General features: G+C 65.1%; 13 protein-coding genes. 6 read left to right on the forward strand and 7 right to left on the reverse strand.

Annotated features, from left to right (window positions below; translation table 11 throughout):
• Nucleotides 1-85 precede the first annotated feature (85 nt).
• The 4 genes from nhaA (at nt 86) to AC5RU3_RS11880 (ending at nt 4,302) form a co-directional block, all read left to right on the forward strand.
• A complete protein-coding gene (nhaA, locus tag AC5RU3_RS11865; protein WP_493965657.1) occupies nt 86-1,429 on the forward strand; it encodes a Na+/H+ antiporter NhaA in 1,344 nt (447 codons plus the stop codon).
• Nucleotides 1,430-1,566: 137 nt separating this feature from the next.
• Nucleotides 1,567-2,634 carry a hypothetical protein gene (locus AC5RU3_RS11870; RefSeq protein WP_493965658.1) on the forward strand — a complete coding sequence of 356 codons (1,068 nt, stop codon included), beginning with the start codon at nt 1,567-1,569 and terminating at the stop codon, nt 2,632-2,634.
• Between the two features lie 55 nt (nt 2,635-2,689).
• Nucleotides 2,690-3,928, forward strand: coding sequence for an MFS transporter (locus tag AC5RU3_RS11875; RefSeq protein ID WP_493966026.1), 1,239 nt, complete (start codon nt 2,690-2,692; stop codon nt 3,926-3,928).
• Between the two features lie 14 nt (nt 3,929-3,942).
• Nucleotides 3,943-4,302, forward strand: coding sequence for an ArsR/SmtB family transcription factor (locus tag AC5RU3_RS11880; RefSeq protein ID WP_493965659.1), 360 nt, complete (start codon nt 3,943-3,945; stop codon nt 4,300-4,302).
• Between the two features lie 8 nt (nt 4,303-4,310).
• On the opposite strand, the gene sufU is transcribed toward AC5RU3_RS11880, so the two are convergent.
• The 7 genes from sufU to AC5RU3_RS11915 form a co-directional block, all read right to left on the reverse strand.
• On the reverse strand, nt 4,311-4,772 hold the full coding sequence (sufU, locus tag AC5RU3_RS11885; RefSeq protein WP_493965660.1) for a Fe-S cluster assembly sulfur transfer protein SufU: 462 nt from the start codon (nt 4,770-4,772) through the stop codon (nt 4,311-4,313).
• Entirely contained in the window at nt 4,769-6,070 is a 1,302-nt protein-coding gene (locus AC5RU3_RS11890) for an aminotransferase class V-fold PLP-dependent enzyme (protein WP_493965661.1), read from the reverse strand. Before AC5RU3_RS11890 ends, sufU begins: the two co-directional genes overlap by 4 nt.
• 60 nt (nt 6,071-6,130) lie before the next feature.
• Nucleotides 6,131-6,835 (reverse strand): cation efflux transmembrane domain-containing protein, encoded by a 705-nt coding sequence (locus AC5RU3_RS11895; RefSeq protein WP_493965662.1) that lies wholly within the window; start codon nt 6,833-6,835, stop codon nt 6,131-6,133.
• Between the two features lie 207 nt (nt 6,836-7,042).
• A complete protein-coding gene (locus AC5RU3_RS11900; protein WP_493965663.1) occupies nt 7,043-9,739 on the reverse strand; it encodes a LuxR C-terminal-related transcriptional regulator in 2,697 nt (898 codons plus the stop codon).
• A 7-nt stretch (nt 9,740-9,746) separates the two neighbouring features.
• A complete protein-coding gene (locus tag AC5RU3_RS11905) occupies nt 9,747-12,401 on the reverse strand; it encodes a LuxR C-terminal-related transcriptional regulator (RefSeq protein WP_493965664.1) in 2,655 nt (884 codons plus the stop codon).
• A gap of 317 nt (nt 12,402-12,718) precedes the next feature.
• The gene (pth, locus tag AC5RU3_RS11910) at nt 12,719-13,306 is read right to left on the reverse strand and encodes an aminoacyl-tRNA hydrolase (RefSeq protein ID WP_493965665.1); all 588 of its coding nucleotides are present in this window, start codon (nt 13,304-13,306) and stop codon (nt 12,719-12,721) included.
• Nucleotides 13,307-13,317: 11 nt separating this feature from the next.
• The gene (locus AC5RU3_RS11915) at nt 13,318-13,956 is read right to left on the reverse strand and encodes a 50S ribosomal protein L25/general stress protein Ctc (RefSeq protein ID WP_493965666.1); all 639 of its coding nucleotides are present in this window, start codon (nt 13,954-13,956) and stop codon (nt 13,318-13,320) included.
• A 381-nt stretch (nt 13,957-14,337) separates the two neighbouring features.
• On the opposite strand from AC5RU3_RS11915, the gene AC5RU3_RS11920 reads away from it, so the two are divergent.
• Together AC5RU3_RS11920 and AC5RU3_RS11925 are read left to right on the forward strand one after the other, a co-directional pair.
• Nucleotides 14,338-15,303 (forward strand): ABC transporter ATP-binding protein, encoded by a 966-nt coding sequence (locus tag AC5RU3_RS11920; protein WP_493965667.1) that lies wholly within the window; start codon nt 14,338-14,340, stop codon nt 15,301-15,303.
• On the forward strand, nt 15,303-16,922 hold the full coding sequence (locus AC5RU3_RS11925) for an ABC transporter permease (protein ID WP_493965668.1): 1,620 nt from the start codon (nt 15,303-15,305) through the stop codon (nt 16,920-16,922). Before AC5RU3_RS11920 ends, AC5RU3_RS11925 begins: the two co-directional genes overlap by 1 nt.
• The last annotated feature ends 48 nt before the right edge of the window (nt 16,923-16,970 follow it).

Consider the following 16,970-nt stretch of genomic DNA (forward strand, 5'->3'; position numbering starts at 1 on the left):
GCAAGCCCGCCTGTTAGGGTAGGTAGCCGGTGTGCCGGGAAGTCTGGTCGGCAGTGTTTTGCCCTGCCCGCTTAAGGAGGCCTACGTGTCGAGTCACCAGCCCAGGAACGTCCTTGGACGGTCCAGCTACCCCGAATACCTGCGGATCGGCGAGATACTCCGCAAGGAGACCGTCGGCGGAATACTCCTGATCATCGCCGCAGCTCTGGCGCTCATCTGGGCCAACTCCCCCTTCTCGGACAGCTACTTCGCGCTGCGAGATTTCGAGTTCGGCTACGAGCCCTGGCACCTCAAGCTCTCGGTCGGGCACTGGGCAGCAGACGGCCTGCTCGCAATCTTCTTCTTCCTCGTCGGCCTTGAACTCAAGCGGGAGTTCGTCGCCGGCGACCTCCGAAGTCCCGCCCGCGCGATCGTCCCGGTGGCCGCTGCCGCCGGTGGCGTAATTGTCCCCGCCCTGTTCTACGTTCTGGTCAACCTCAGCTCTCCCGACACTTTGCGGGGCTGGGCCATCCCTACGGCCACTGACATCGCTTTCGCGGTTGCCGTGCTGGCCGTCATCAGCTCGCACCTGCCGAGTGCACTGCGGATCTTCCTGCTGACCCTGGCCGTGGTGGATGACCTGATTGCCATTGCCATCATCGCGTTCTTCTACACCGAGGAAGTCGAATTCACCTCCCTGCTGCTGACCCTGATTCCTCTCGCGCTCTTTGCCTTCCTCGCGCAAAAGAACCCGAAGTTCTTCGGTCGCAGGACCCCCGCAGCGTGGGTGATCCTCCTGCCGATCGGGATGGTCGCCTGGGCACTGATGCATGCTTCCGGCGTCCACGCGACGGTGGCCGGCGTTCTGCTCGGTTTCATGGTTCCTGTGCTGCGCAAGGGCAGGGACGGCAAGGTAATCCCGCCGGAGGAGGGCAAGCCCGGCCTCGCGGAGACCTTTGAGCACCGCTTCCGTCCGCTGTCCGCGGGTATCGCAGTGCCGATCTTCGCGTTCTTCTCAGCCGGTGTGGCGATCGGCGGCATGGAGGGACTCGTTTCGGCGTTCACCGATCCGGTCACCGTCGGCATTGTGGTGGGCCTTGTCCTCGGCAAGCCCATCGGCATTCTGCTGACCACCTTCGTGATCACCAAAACCACCAAGGCAACGCTCGATCCAGACCTGCGCTGGGTGGACCTTCTCGGCGTCGGACTCCTGGCCGGTGTCGGATTCACCGTGTCGCTCCTGGTCAACGACCTGAGCTTCGGGCAGGGTTCCGAGCACAATGACCATGCCAAGGTCGCGATCCTCGTGGCGTCCCTCCTGGCCGCCCTGCTGGCCACGGTGCTCCTGCGCAGCCGCAACAAGCGCTACCGCAGGATTGAGGAAGCCGAAAAGGTCGACGCCGACAACGACGGCATCCCCGACCTCTTCGAGGATGAGAACCGCCGCTAATCACTGCGTGAACACCCCGGAATTACCCGGGGTGTTCGTCTGTGCTCCTGTTTCGGGTTGCCCGGTGTTCACGCACGTTCGGGACCGTGGGACGGGAGATCGAGCGATCTCCCGAGGCAACCAGGGAGACCCCGCTCATGGCGCTCACGACCGAGCTTTATCCGACCGAGATCAGTTCCGGGTCCTGGGACACCGGGCACATTCAAGGGATCGCCGTCGACGAGAAGAACGGTTATGTCTACTCCTCGTTCACCCGGATGCTCGTGAAGACGGATTTTCACGGCAACGTCCTCGGCACAGTCGAAGGCTTCACCGGACACCTCGGCGATGTTGACTTCAACGAGATGGACGGCCGCGTCTACGGATCCTTGGAATACAAGGCCGAGGAGGCCTTCTACGTCGCCATCTTCGACGTCGACAACCTGGTCCGGATCGGGATGGATGCCGAGACCTCGGGAGTTGTGACCGCCGTACACCTCAGGGAAGTCGTCGCCGACTACACCGCCGACATGGACAGCGACGGCATCTTCGACGGCGATACCGCGGATACCGCAGACCACCGCTATGGGTGTAGCGGCATTGACGGGATTTCCTTCGGACCGGAGTTCGGAAACGCGGAAGGCCCGCAGCAGCTGATGGTTGCGTACGGCATCTACGAGAACAACATCCGGGATGACAATAACTACCAGGTCATCCTGCAGTATGACGTGTCTCGGTGGAGCGAGTACGAAAGAGCCCTCACCCAGGTGAACCCACACCGTTCAGGCCCCGAGGACGTGGACGGCAAGTACTTCGTCCATACCGGCAACACCCGGTACGGTGTGCAGAATCTGTCCTACGACCGGTCGAGCAGGCTCTGGTTCCTGGGCGTGTACAGGGGCAGTAAACCCGGGTATCCAAACCACAACCTGTACATCGTGGATGGGACGGCCCAGCCGGAAGTAGAGCTGCTGGAGGGACAGCCCAGGGAGGAGAAAGGGCTGGTCCTCCCGCTGTTGCAGGAAGGCATCCTGTCCGAGGACACCGGCATATATGGGTGGGAGTTCAAGGCTGACGTCGGTTTCGAACCTCTAGCCAACGGCTACTTCTACGTGGCCCGCAACTTCTACGACTACTCAAGCGGCCGCAGGCAGGAGTCCGCACGGCTGGAGCTCTACCGCTGGCATGGTGTCCCGCCGATGGGTTTCGCCAGAGTGTCAGATTAGGTCTCTTTTGGAATGATATGTGCTCAACTGTGCACATATGGATAGTATCGCTCATGTGATTGAAGTTCTGCGAGTCGGCGCCTATCGGAGGTTGTTCACCGCACAGGTCGTGGCGCTCCTCGGAACAGGCCTCCTCACGGTCGCGCTGGGCCTGTTGGCGTTCGACCTCGCGGGTGGACAAGCCGGTGCCGTGCTTGGCACTGCGCTCACCATCAAGATGTTCGCGTACGTGTTCGTCGCCCCCGTAATGGCAGCCCTGGTGGAACGGCTCCCCCGCAAGGCCGTGCTGGTGGTAGCCGACCTGGTGCGCGCCGCCATCGCCGTCATGCTGCCCTTCATTGACCAGGTGTGGCAGATCTACATGCTTGTGTTTGTTCTGCAGGCAGCCTCGGCTACCTTCACACCGGCGTTTCAGGCGTTGATCCCGGTGGTCCTGCCGAAGGAGAAGGATTACACCCGGGCACTGTCGCTGTCCCGGCTCGCCTACGATCTCGAGTCCCTCCTCAGTCCCGTCCTGGCCGCGGCGCTCCTGACGGTACTGTCCTACAACAACCTGTTCGTGGGCACCATGGCCGGGTTTGTGGTCTCGGCCCTGATGGTCATGAACACCCAGCTTCCCCTCGTCGCTCCGTCGAAGTCAGCGGGTTCCCTGCTGCGCCGCACCACGCTGGGCACCCGGATCTTCCTGAGCGAACCATCCCTGCGCGGGCTGATGGCGCTGAACCTGGTTGTCGCCTGCGGTACCGCCCTGGTGCTGGTCAACACCGTGGTCTACGTGCGGGACCTGTTCGGCGGATCGAACGTCGGGGTCGCTGTCGCCCTGGCCTGCTACGGTGCCGGCTCCATGGTGGTGTCACTCACGACTCCGGCGATCCTGGACCGTGTCAGCGACCAGGACCTGATGCTCGCCGGCGCTGCACTGGTCACGCTCGGGGTAGCGCTGGCCGCCGCCGTCGCAGCTTTGCGACCGTCCTGGGTCGTGCTCCTGGCCGTCTGGGTTCTGCTGGGCGTAGGCACCTCGATGATCAACACGCCCTCGGCGCGGCTCCTGCGCCGGGCCGCTACCGACGACACGCGCTCCTACCTCTTCACCGCCCAGTTCTCTTTGTCCCACGCCTGCTTCATCATCGGCTACCCGGTGGCAGGATGGGTGGGCGCGATAGCCGGGCAACCGGCGTCCGCCGCTGTCCTTGCCATCCTCGCTACACTGAGCACAGTGGCCGCGTTCCGGTTGTGGCCGCGTGAAGCGGCTATGCAGGAAGCCGCGGCTGCGGTGAGTGGTCGGCAAGGATAGAGCGAGGAAGAAGTATGAGTGAGCTCCCCCTGGAGCGGCAACCAAGCCTCCATCACGACCACGAACCCGACTCCTCCAGACTTCACACCGGTGCGGCCACCTTCAGCATGCTGGCAGACCCGACGCGGCTCCACCTGCTGTGGCTGCTCACCCAGTCACCGTCCGACGTCGGCACCCTGACCGGACGCACCGGCGCCTCAAGGACGTCCGTGAGCCAGCATCTGGCCAAGCTCCGGTTCTCGGGCCTGGTCACCACGCGTAAAGAAGGCCGAAACGTCATCTACAGCATCAGCGGCGGGCACCTGGCTCGCCTAGTCCGCGAGGGCATGAACCACGCGGACCATAAGGTCACCGGAGAACCCCCGCACGAATAACGGTGTCCTCACCGGTTCGCTGCGAGAACCGCTTCCTCCAAGGCGACCCATGCGAGCATCGCGCACTTGACGCGCGCCGGGAAGCGGGAGACGCCGGCGAAGGCAGCCGCGTCACCGAGCACTTCCTCATCGGGCTCCACTGTTCCCCGGGAGCGCATCAGTTCCCGGAAGCGGTCAAGCTGCTCCATCATCTCGTCGCGCGTGCTGCCGCTGACCAGCTCGGTGAGGACCGACGCCGACGCCATCGAGATGGCGCAGCCCGCGCCCTGCCAGGCCACCCGCTCGATCCGCGAGTCCTCGAGCCACACCCGCAGGGTCACCTCGTCGCCGCAGATGGGATTGAGCTGGTGGGATTCACCGGTTGCCAATGAGTCGGCGCCCGACGACTGATCGGTAGGCCCCTGCCCCACCCGCCGCTTCGCGTGGTCGAGGATGATCTGCTGGTACAGGCTTTCTAGTTCGCTGCTCATGCTGAGGCTCCGAAGAACGAGCGGACTTCGGCCACGGCGGCGAGGAACGCGTCCACCTCGTCGGTGGTGTTGTACAGGTAGGTGCTGGCCCGGGTGGAGGCGGTCAGGCCGAGGCGGCGGTGCAGCGGCTGGGCACAGTGCTGGCCCACTCGCACGGCGATGCCGCGGGAGTCCAGGTACTGGCCGACGTCGTGGGCGTGAACGCCGTCGACGTCGAACGCGGCAAGGCCGATGCGCGGCCGCCCGGCACGCGGACCAAGGACGCGGATGCCCTCGATCGCTTCGAGGCCGGAGACCAGACGCTCCCCCAGGATCCGCTCCCACTCCTCGATGCGGTCCATGCCGGTCTCGGCCAGGTAGTTCACTGCAGAGCCGAGGGCAACGGCCTGCGAGATCCGCTGGGTGCCTGCCTCGAACCGGGCCGGCGGCGGAAGATACTCCGCGCGTTCCAGGGTGACGGTGGTGATCATCGATCCGCCGGTCAGGAACGGCGGCATGGCGTGCAGGTGCTTCGACCGCCCGTACAGCGCTCCGATCCCCGTGGGTCCGAGCATCTTGTGCCCGGAGAAGGCCACGAAGTCGACGTCGAGGTCCGCCACGTTGACCGGCAGGTGCGGCACTGACTGGCACGCGTCGAGGACGGTGAGCGCCCCAACCTGACGCGCCAGGGAGACCAGTTCGGCCACCGGGTTGATGGTGCCGAGCACATTGGACGCATGGGTGAACGCGAGCAGGCGGGTGCTGCCGTCGATCACGGAGGCGGCCTCCTCAAGGCGGAGGGCGCCGTCGTCGTCCACTGGGATGAAGCGCAGGGCTGCGCCGGTGCGGGCGGCGAGCTCCTGCCAGGGAATGAGGTTCGCGTGGTGTTCCATCTCGGTGACCACGATCGAATCCCCCGGCCCGAGAGCGTAGGGCCGTGCGGCCTCGCCGCCTAGCCCCAGGGACGCGTTCGAGAGGCTGTAGGCGACAAGGTTCAGTGCCTCCGTGGCGTTGGAGGTGAACACGATCTCCTCCGGAGAGGCACCGATGAAGGATGCGACGAGGGTGCGCGCGTTCTCGTAGGCGTCGGTCGCTTCGACCGCGAGCGAGTGTGCTCCGCGGTGTACGGCGGCGTTGCGCTGCTCGTAGTACTCCTGCTCGGCTTCCATGACGCTGACCGGATTCTGCGAGGTCGCTCCCGAGTCGAGGTAGACCAGCGGCCGGCCGTTCAGCTCGGTGGAGAGCAGCGGGAAGTCGTTGCGGATGCGGCTCACTTCATCATCGGAGAGAGGATGTGACGGAGCTGACAGGATGGGCATGGAACTCCCTCGACGGCGAATGTGCGCTCTCCATTCTACCGCCGGGGCACGGTCGAAGGGTCAGGCTGAGCAGCAGGAGCAACCGTTCCCGGCGGCGGTCTCCGCCTCGTCCGGTTCGGGCCGACCGAGAGGATTGACGCAGCACGCGTCGCCCTTCCACGCCTCCCGGCCTTCCTTGACGGCCCAACCTGCGATGACCAGCGCAGCGATGGGATCGGCCCAGGCCCATCCGAACAGGCTGTTGAGCAGGAGCCCCACCAGCAGCACCCCGGAGAGGTAGGAACAGATCAGGGTCTGCCTGGAGTCAGCGACTGCCGACTTCGAACCCAGTTCGCGTCCGGCCCTCCGCTGGAGGAGAGACAGAAGCGGCATGATGGCCAGGCTCACCGTAGCGAGCGCAATACCCACCGTGGAGTGCTCCGCTCCCCCACCCCACATCAGCGTGCGGATAGCGTCGGTGCCGACGAACAGGGCAAGGCCGAAGAATGAGAAGGCAATAAACCGGAGCGCGGTCTTCTCGCGCCGCTCAGGATCCGGGGCTGAGAACTGCCACGCGACGGCGGCTGCGGAGGTCACCTCGATGATGGAGTCAAGGCCGAAGGCAATCAACGCGCTCGACGACGCCACTGACCCTGCGCTGATCGCCACCACCGCTTCGATCACGTTGTACGTGATGGTGGCCGCGACGAAGAACCGGATGCGCCGGGACAACACCGCCCGCCGGTCGGCAAGCGGAGAAGCAGGAAGGTCACGGGAAATCGTCACCTCTCAACGATATCCCTCGTTCCGGGGGGCACACCGTCCGGAACGAACTCGCGCAAGGCGTGAAGGAGCCGACGACGGCTGGGGACGAGCCTTAGTCTGGGGAAGGCTTCGACGTCGCCGGCTCCACTGATAACTCTAGGAAAGCTACCTACTTCGAACACGAGTAGTAGATACCCGTTTTTCTACCCTTTCCAGCCGTCCGAGTACTCAGCCGATACTCGATCCATCGGCCCCCGGCAGCTCGTCGCGGCGTGTAATGCCGAGCTTCGCGAAGATGCGGTAGAGATGGCCCTCCACGGTGCGGACGGACACGCCCTGCGCCTCTGCAATCTCCCGGTTGGAGTAGCCCTTTCCCGCCAACCGGGCAATGTCCAGTTCGCGCTGGGTCAGCTTCGAGGTGGAGCGGACCGTCTCGAACTGGGGACTCTGCAGGCCCTCGAGCTGCCCCACAATCACGTTCAGGCGCTGCTGGATGGCACGTGACTTCTGTTCCTCGCCGCGTTGGGACAGGTAGCGCATGGCCTTGCCCAGGCTCTCGGCGGCGATCAGCAGGTAGCCGCAGGACTGTGCCAGGTCGGCGGCTTCGATGAGCGCAGTTGGGTCTTTGGCAGCGGCGGCCCTCGCCGTCGTGCACAGTACGCGTCCTTCCGGCCCCTCGAAGGACGAGGTGAGCCGGGCCAGCGGTTCGAAGCAGCGCTCATCCCCCAGCCGGCTCGCCAGCTCAAGCGCGACGGCGGCAAGTACGGTCATGCCGTCCGCTTCAGCCTGCTTGGCCAGGGTGTGGAGCTCCTCGATGCTCCGGGCCGCACCCTGAAACAGTGCGTTGGCCGCGATCACGTGGGCCTTGCCCAAAAGCTGTGCTTGCCGGGTGCCCAGGCTTGCGTTGCTCTCAAATTCCTGGGAGTACGCGCGGGCGCGGCTCGTGTCGCCTACCATCGTGCACGCGAAGGCGGCCAGCCCGAGAGCCATCGGCATCAACTGGTTCGAGTCGGATTCCCGGAGGCCCTCAACGCCGAGGATCAGCGCGGTCCGGGCGCTCGTCATGAGCCCCTTGCGGAGGGCTATGAGCCCCTCGGCCAACTCGGTGATGCCGGTGAAGGCCGCGGGTCCGCTACTCTTGGCGCGGACAAGCGAGTCCAGCAACTCCTCGATCTCGTCCCAGAGCCCCGCATGGGCCATGGAGACGAAGTGCCGGGTGATGACAAACTCGGTGTGCCCTACGAACTTGGTCCCGTACTTTCCGATGATCTGCAGGGCCTCTGCAGTGGCCTTGGTGCCTTCGATTGCCCTGCCGGTGGAGCCGAGCGTCTCTCCGAGCAGGCTGAGTCCGGCCAGCCGCACCTCGTCGGTGCAGTACTCTTCGGCGAGGATCTCCCGCAGAATCGGCTCGGCCTCCCGAAACTTGCCCTCATAGTTCAGTGCAAAGCTTTCCAGGACCAGGTAGCCATTGCGGGAGACGGCAAGGCCAACCTTCACCTCGGGGTCTTCCGGATCCCCCAAGGACGCAGCGATTCGGTTAGCGATCTGTTCCCACCGCGCGACGTCGGCGCGGATGGCGTCGGCCGTGTTGGGTTCACGGACCCGCAAGGCCACGGACAGCAGTGCCGCTTCCTTGGCAAGCGTGAAGCTTGTGCACCCGTCCAGGACCTCGTCGACAATTTCCCGGGCGTAAGCGAGGTTTCCCCGGGTGATCTGCGCGCGGGCGATTTCCACCAGAGCATTTCCTCGAAGCTCCGGCGTGTGAACGGCGCGGGCGGCGCGCAGGGCGAACTCGGCGTTGTGCAAGCGATTCGCAACCACGGCCGCACGCAGCAGCATCGTGTCATCCGGCGGCAGCCCGCAGTCCAGCCCCCACGCAACGAAGCGCAGGAACCCTTCGGCGGTGGTCGATTCTTGGTCCAGCACTTCCAGAACCCGGCGCCGGATGGTGAGACTGCGCCCGGCGGGAACGTCCTGGCGGATCACTTCGCCGTACAGGGGATGGCTGAGGCTGACGAGGCGGTCCCTGCCGCCGGTGACAGCGATGAGGCCGTCCTCCTGAAGCGCGGTCACCGCCGAGCTGTCCGTGCACGCCACCAGGGCGTCCATAGGCATCGGCTCCGCCAACGCCAGCGTCTCGAGCACGAGCATCTCTTCAGTCGTACGACGGCGGAAGCGCACCTTGATCAGATCGACGAGGCTGACGTCCAGAGGCGGCGGTGCTCCGACCAGGCGCCACACCTTATTCCGCACACCGAGGTATCCGGAGCGCTTGCCCTGACGGAGCAGGGCCAGCAGGAACATCGGGTTCCCGCCGGACATCTGTGCGAGGGTGGCGCTGACGCTGGCCAGTACGTCGCCGCCAAGCTCGCGGCGGCAGAGCTCAGCCACCTCGTCCTGGTTCAGCGGTCGAACGTGGTACCGCCGCAGCAGTCCGTCCTGGTGCAGGGAACCGAATTCGGACGTCGGACCCGGGGCTGTGCGGGCCAGGGCCAGGAGCCGTGCACGACGGCCCGCAACAAGTTGGGAGAGCAGCACGCTGGTGTTGTCGTCCAGTTCATGGGAATCATCCACCAGGAACAGCGGCATCTTCTTGCTGCCGTTTGAGCTGGCCTCTAGGTGCGCCATGATGCTGCGGTATACGGCAACGGAGGAGCCGACGTCGTTGATGGACAGCGAGTGCAAGTACGGAGAGAGCGCCCCGAAGGGAACTTTCCGCAGCGAGGGGCTGGCTGCGATGGGCAGTACTGAGACGTTGCCGTCCAGTTCCTTGGCGATGGTCCTCGCGAGCGCGGTCTTCCCGACGCCGGCCTCGCCCACCAGAATGGCACCGAGATACTGTGAGCCCTTGAGCGCCTCGACAATCTCCTCGATCAGATCCGCGCGGCCCACCAGTTCCTGGCCGCCATCACCGTATTCCCCCATCGCCTAGCTATTCCAGCAGCAGTGCAAGCTGACTACGCGAAGACACCCCGAGTTTCGAGTAGAGACGGTAAACGTGCCCTTCAATCGTCCGTACGGATACACACATGACCTGAGCTATATCACGGTTGGTGCGTCCTTCGGCGACCAGGACCGCAATGCTACGCTCGCGGTCGGTGAGGGAATCGAGTGCTCCGCGCCGTCCGGCAACGCCGGGAGCCCCGACGTCGCGCAGTACCTTCTCGGCCTCTGTGACGGTCACCTGATCGCCGCCCTGCTGCGCGAGTTCAGCAGCCAGGCGGGCCGCGTCTGACGCCAGTCGGCAGTTGCCGAGTTCCGCGGCTTTTTGCGCCGCCAGCAGCAGCTGGTTCGTGTCGCGGGACCCAACGCCCTTGCCGTACAGGGCGCTGACCTCGGCGAATGGTCCCTGGGACGCCAGTGCCGAGGACACAAGCCGGTCAGCCGCGGAATCGAGCCCGAGCTGCACCGCCTGGCAGAGGAACAGCAATTCATGGCCGTGGTTGCCCCTCGCCCGGTCTTCATCTGCCAGTTCGAGCATCCGCTCTGCCACCTCAAGCGGCGCCTTGGTGGCGATGGTGGCGAGCGTTTCGAAATACACAGCCGCTCGCCCGGTGTGCCAGGGGAGCCGCTCCATCCTGTGTTGGGCGCGGTCCAGATGTTCCTGCGAGGCACGGGCCTCCCCCACGAGGGCATAGGCGTAGGCAGTGGTCGCCTCGGCTACGGGCAGGGTGTGCTGACGGTCGCGGACGCGCATCTGACTCAGGGCCGGCAGCAGTTTATCCAGAGCCTCGCTTCCCCGCCCCGCGTAGGCCAGCAGGCAGCCCTCGGCGAACTCGGATGCCGATCCGTCGTAGGCGCTCTCCTTACCGTGGTTCGCCGGCGAGGCGGCCATCTCGATGCATTCAAGCCAGCGGCCGGAGAGGACCAGGAGCTTGAAGAGCCGCGCCATCGCGGCCTCCTGCAGCAGGGTATCGCCGCCGCTGTCCACCAGCCGCGACAGCACCGAGGAGGCGAGCCTGATGGCGTCGTCCTGCCGGCCGGTCATGGCGAGTGCTTCGGACAGCCACCCGAGCACTGCAGCATTGTCGTGCTCGCCGGAATGGTCGGTAAGCAGGTGGCCGTACTCGTCGAGCAATTCTGCGTAGCGGCCGTTATGGACGGCGAGTTCAGCGGCCAGTTCATCGGCTTCGAGGGCGAGTTCCCTGCTGACGTCCGTGCCGCCACTGACCGCCAGCCGCTCGCGGACCTCGACCAGGAGGGGATCGGCTTCCGCGTAACGGATGGTGCTTCGCATAAGCAACCGGCACTGGAGCAGCCGGATCTCAACCCAGTCCTCCAGTTCCGGCGCAGCGTGCGTGTTCAGGAACTGGTCAAGAACCGAAAGACCCTCAGCGATTTCTCCCTCGACTCCCAGGGCCTTTGCTTCCTCAATGACTGCCTGGGGAAATGCTGAGTAGTTGGGGATCGCATGGATGAAGCGCAGAGCCAGCGTTCCCTGACGGTGCCGGTTGGCGAGGCACGCAGCGTTGATAAGGCTTTCCGCACCGATGTCCGCGCCGGTATCTATGCACCACGCAGCGAAAGTCATGCGGGCAATCGGCGGAATGTCCCACTCCCGTGCTTCGAGCGCAAGTGCCCGCATCAGTTCGCGTCCCCGCCCGAGCGGCACCTGGGTCCGGACCACCTCGCTCACGAGGCCGTTCGTTATCCGCACCAGCGGAGTGTCCCTCCGCTCAATGAAGATGATTTTTTTCTGCTGCAAACCGTCAACAGCGGATGACGGCACAAAGCGAAGCAACAGTTCAAGCGGGATGACCCCCACTACCGAAATCATCTCGATCGCCTCGCGCTCCCCCGCCGGCAGGCGGCGCACGCGCACCATGATCCAGTCCGTCATCGAGCGCCGCGTCTTCGGCGCGGAGAGAGGCTTGGCCACCCAGACGCCGTCGCGCTCCTGCATTTCCCCGGTATCGACCTGCTCGCGGGTGAGCGCCTGCAGGAAGAGCGGATTGCCTCCGGTGGTGTGCCACATGCTCGCAGCGGCGGCACGCGAAACCGGCGCGTCCAGCGCCGCGGAGAGCAGCTTGGTGGTGGAGGCGAGGCCGAGCGGCGCAATATCGATCCGGCGCAGCGCCCCGTCCTTCCAGAGGTCGCCGAATTCCTCGGGCGAGGCGTCGATGGACTGGCAGATAGCAATCAGCTTCACCGCGCCGACCCGCACCAAATGGGCCAGGGCCATGGCAGAGGAGGAGTCAAGCTCCTCGAGGTTGTCGGCGAGGATAAGGGTCATCCTGCCGTCTTCACGGCGTTGGTACAGTTCCTGCAGTCCGCGCAACAGCATCAGGGGGTTGTCCACGATCGCGTCGTCGAGATCGCTGAGGACAAAGCTAAGGGCTCCGTAGGGCATTTTCGACGCGAGCGCAGAACCGCGCACGTACACAAGTTCGAAGGAGTCATCGAGATCACGTGCGATTCGCTGAGCCAGCGCGGTCTTTCCCACTCCAGACTGGCCGGTGACGATCACTCCGCTGCAACTGCTGTCAAGCAAAGCGTCGCGGACGTCCTCAAGCTCCGTATCGCGGCCTACGAGCGGCCACTCACCGTGGACATTCAGCATCGCCGCGTCCCAGCTCTTCGCAGCCATCTGCAATCTGGCCGTAGTTCATCTACTCGCGGTACAGACAGCTCCTCGTCAGCACCGGACATCACGCAAGTTCCCATTAGTCCGCCCCAACACGTCGTGCGTTAGGGCAATAGACTACGCCCGTCCGGGCAGCGTTGCACCCAAAGTTTTCTGATTACTCAATCAACCTGAATATTCGGCTACCTAGACAAGGTACAAAAAAGGGACCGACGTTGGGATGGGGGTGGCCCAGTCTCAGAGGCCGCCCAACGTCGGCCCCCGCTTTTGGGGCCATCAGGCCAGGCAGTCCGGTCAGGAACTGCACGACCAGTTTACCGCTATTTGCTTGCAGTGTGAAACTTCTGTTGGGCTTCCGTTAACCCGTTCAGGACCACGCTCTCGACGGCGTCGGCCGCTTCCTCCAGCAGGATCGGCAGATCCTTCTTCTCGGTGGTGCTGAAGTCTCGCAGCACGTAATCGGCGGCTTCCTGCCTGCCGGGAGGGCGTCCCACGCCCACGCGGACCCGCAGGTAGTCCTTGGTACCGAGGGCCTTGCTGATGTCGCGCAGACCGTTGTGGCCGCCTTCTCCCCCACCGATCTTCAGCTTGATCGTGTTGAAGGGGATGTCGATTTCATCATGCACCGCCACCACGTGGTCCGGCTCGATCCCGTGGAACTTTGCCAGCTGCGACACGGGTCCGCCCGTGAGATTCATGTAGGTGAGCGGTTTCGCCAGGATCAGCTTCGGCCCACCGATCCCTAGGCGCCCTTCGAGCACGACGGCGCGTGCTTTGGAGCTGCTGAACTTGCCACCCAGCCGCGCACCGAGCTCGTCGAGGACCATCTGGCCCACGTTGTGGCGGTTACCGGCATAACCGGGCCCGGGGTTCCCGAGCCCGGCTATGAGCCAGGTGTTGTCAGCCATTGAGGAGGTGCTTAGTCTTCGACAACTTCAGGAGCAACGTCGCCGGTTGCTTCCTCAGCAGAAGCGTCGCCGCCGTCGGAGTCAACCGTGGTCTCGCCCTCGCCGAGGTCGGCAACTACTGGGGAGGTGACGTTGATGATCAGCGTCTCGGGATCCGTCAGCAGAGTGGTGCCCTTGGGGAGCTCAAGGTCCGAAGCGTGGACGTGCTGTCCAACCTTGCGGCCTTCGATGTTCACCGTCAGGGACTCGGGCAGGTGGGTAGCGTCAGCTTCTACGGACACCGTGGTCTGCTCAAGGTTGGTCACAACGCCGGCTGCAGGCTCGCCCTCGACGTGGATGTTGATGTCAACGGTCACCTTTTCACCGGAGCGGACGGTCAAGAGGTCGATGTGCTCGACGATCTGCTTGAGGGGGTTGCGCTGTACGTCCTTGGCGAGGGCAAGGTGTGCTTCGCCGTCGACGTCGATGCTGAGCAGGGCATTCGCGTGGCGGACCGCCAGCGTGGTTGCCTTCGCGGGCAGCAGCACGTGGATGGGGTCTGCGCCGTGGCCGTAGATGACGGCGGGGATCTTGTTGGCGCGGCGTGCCTGGCGGGCAGCACCCTTACCGAAATCGGTGCGCAGTTCTGCGGCGAGCTTCTGCTCGGACATGATGTCTCCTGAGTGTTTATGGTCTTCTGGACGTACCGAGCGATTGCAACGAAGCCCGGCACCGTCCCTACCCGCGAACATGCGCGTTGTCAGGAAAGCCGCCAGCCACCGTCGATAACGGAACAAGCTCTGGAATCAGAGCGAAGCGTTCCCTCGCCTAGGCATCAACGGTCAATCCTACAGCATGCCGGCGTCTGCTCGGGTTTCAATCTCCCAGCGGGACCCGGGAGTTTGGGGGTCGGCAGTGCGCTTCCGCGGGGATGAGGGCGGCTATATGCTGTGGATTGGAGAGCCGGGAAGCCTGGTCGGCCCGCAGGCATGACCTGCGGAACGCCCCGGCGCGGCCGCGGGCGTTCGTGGTACCAGCTAGGAGTTACGGCTATGAACGCACCAGCACAACCTGTTATTGAAGCCCGAAGCCTGGTGAAGGAATTCGGCGGAACCCGAGCACTCGACGGCCTCGATCTCAGCGTCGCACCCGGAGAGGTGCACGGTTTCCTGGGGCCGAACGGAGCGGGCAAATCCACTACTCTGCGCATTCTCCTGGGCCTCATTCGTCCTATGGCCGGGACCGCCCGGGTCTTCGGGTTGGACCCCTGGTCGGATCCGGTTGAAATCCACCGGGTCATCGCCTACGTCCCCGGCGATGTGAGCCTTTGGCCGAACCTATCCGGCGGTGAAGTTATCGATCTGCTCGCCGGGCTGCGCGGCGGCGGCGACGAGCAGCTGCGCCGCGACCTCATCGATGAATTCGAGTTCGACCCGCGGAAGAAGGCCCGGACCTACTCGAAAGGCAACCGGCAGAAGGTGGCGCTCATAGCCGCGTTTGCCCGCCCTGCACCCCTTTACCTGCTGGATGAGCCGAGCGCCGGCCTGGATCCGGTCATGGATGCCGTGTTCCGCCGCCAGGTCGAGCGCGTCAGCCGCGATGGGGCCACGGTTCTGCTGTCGAGCCACATCCTGAGTGAAGTCGAGCAGCTGTGCGACCGGGTGACCATCATCCGCTCCGGAGCCGCAGTGGAATCGGGCACACTGACCGAGTTGCGGCACCTTCAACGCACACACTTCCGCGTGACGGGTCTCTCCGACCCGTCACGCGTGGCTGCGTTGAGCGGTGCCCATGGCGTCAGTGTGGGTTCCGGCGCGGTCGAGTTCGACGCCGACGCCGGAGATCTGGGTGCCGTTCTGTCGGGTATCGCTGAGCCTGGAATCAGCAGCTTGTCTGTGGCTCCGCCGTCGTTGGAGTCTCTGTTCCTGCGCCACTACAGCGATGGCAGCAGGACGGCACCGAGCAGCAATGCCGCCACGAGCAACAGCAGCGCAGGCAGCACGGGCGAGGTTGTGTAATGCCGGGCGTGCTGCGGCTGGTCCGCTTTCAGGGCCGGCGGGAACGTGTAACCCTGCCGATCTGGATTCTGGGCATCGCCCTGCTCACTTTTGTCACCTCGACCGCCGTCGCCACGCAGTTCGACGATGAGGCATCGCGGGCGGCCATCGTCCAGTTGGCAGCGACGAATCCGGCGTTCCTGTTTCTCCGCGGCCTGCCGGACGGGACCGGCGTGGGTGCGGTGGTGTTCTTCCAGGGGTACGCGTTCACGGCTGTCCTGGCCGGCCTGATGAACACGTTCCTGGTGGTGCGGCATACGCGTGCGGATGAAGAGCTGGGACGGGCCGAACTTCTCGGTGCCGTGCCTCTTCCGCGGACGGCGTGCCTCGCCGCGACGCTGGTGCTTGGCGCTATGGCGAACCTGGTGCTCGTCATCGTTGTTGCCGTTGCCTTCACCGCTGCCGGGCTGCCTGTGGACGGGGCTTTTGCAGCCGGGACCGCCGTCGGGGTGGTGGGGTTCTTTTTCACCTGCGTTGCGGCCGTCGTAGTCCAGGTTATGCCCACCGGCAGGAGCGCTAACGGGGCGGCTGCGGGCCTGGTCGGTGCGGCGTATCTTGTCCGCGGCGTCGGGGATGCTCTGGGCACTCCCTCGGCAGACCTGCTTCACGTGACGAGCGCCTGGCCGGCGCTTTTCTCGCCGATCGGCTGGGGTCAGCAGGTGCGGCCGTTCACCAGTGCCAACCTGACCGCGCTGTTGGTCCCGCTCGCTGCCGCCGTTGCCCTGGGAGCACTCGCCGTGTTGATCCGACGACGCCGGGACCTGGGTGCCAGCCTGCTCTCCCACCGCAACGGCAGGGAGCGGGCCGGCCTCGGGGGTGCATCTTTCGTGGGCCTGACGTGGCGCCTGCAGCGTTCCGCCGTCATCGGGTGGTGCGTTGCGGCCGCCGTCCTGGGGGCCATGGCCGGGGCCCTTGGCCCGCTGGTGTCTGAGACAGCGTCCGGAGTGGAACAGTTGCGCGACCTTCTGGCCCGGCTTGCACCGGGTGGGCAGAGCGGGCTGGTTGATGTTTTCGTGACGGCACTGTTGGGCATCGTCGGTGTCTTCGCCGCGGCGGCGGGCATTCAGGCCGTCCTGCGCATGCGGGCCGAGGAAGCGGAGGGCAGGGCCGAGCTCCTGATGTCCACCCCTGCTTCCCGGCAACGGTGGCTTGGTGCGAATCTGCTGGTCGCGGTCGTGTCCGCGGCTCTGGTGTCCGCCACAGCAGGTGTTGCGGCCGCGGTAGGCCTGGGCTTGTCCGGCACCGGCAATGGGCCTGCCTGGTCGTTGATTCCGGCTGCGTTGGCGCATGTACCGGCCGCCCTGGTGTTTCTCGCCGCGGCTGCGCTGGCCTTTGCCCTGGTTCCGCGGCTCAGCATCGCCTTGAGCTGGGGGGTGCTCGCTGCGGGCCTTGTGCTGGGCGAGTTCGGGGGGCTGTTCGGTCTGCCGGAGTGGCTGCAGGACGCCAGTCCGTTCCGGCACACCTCTGCCATGCCGGTGGAATCCTTCAACCAGGCCGAGGCATGGGGATTGTTCGTCGTTGCTGCTGCCGGTGCTGCGCTGGCAGCGCTGTTCCTCCGCCGGCGGGACGTGGCCGCCTGATGCTGAGCCCTATCTGAGCCCTATTCATTCTGGACAATGGAGTACCTG

This window comes from Arthrobacter sp. MDB1-55 (assembly GCF_059092925.1).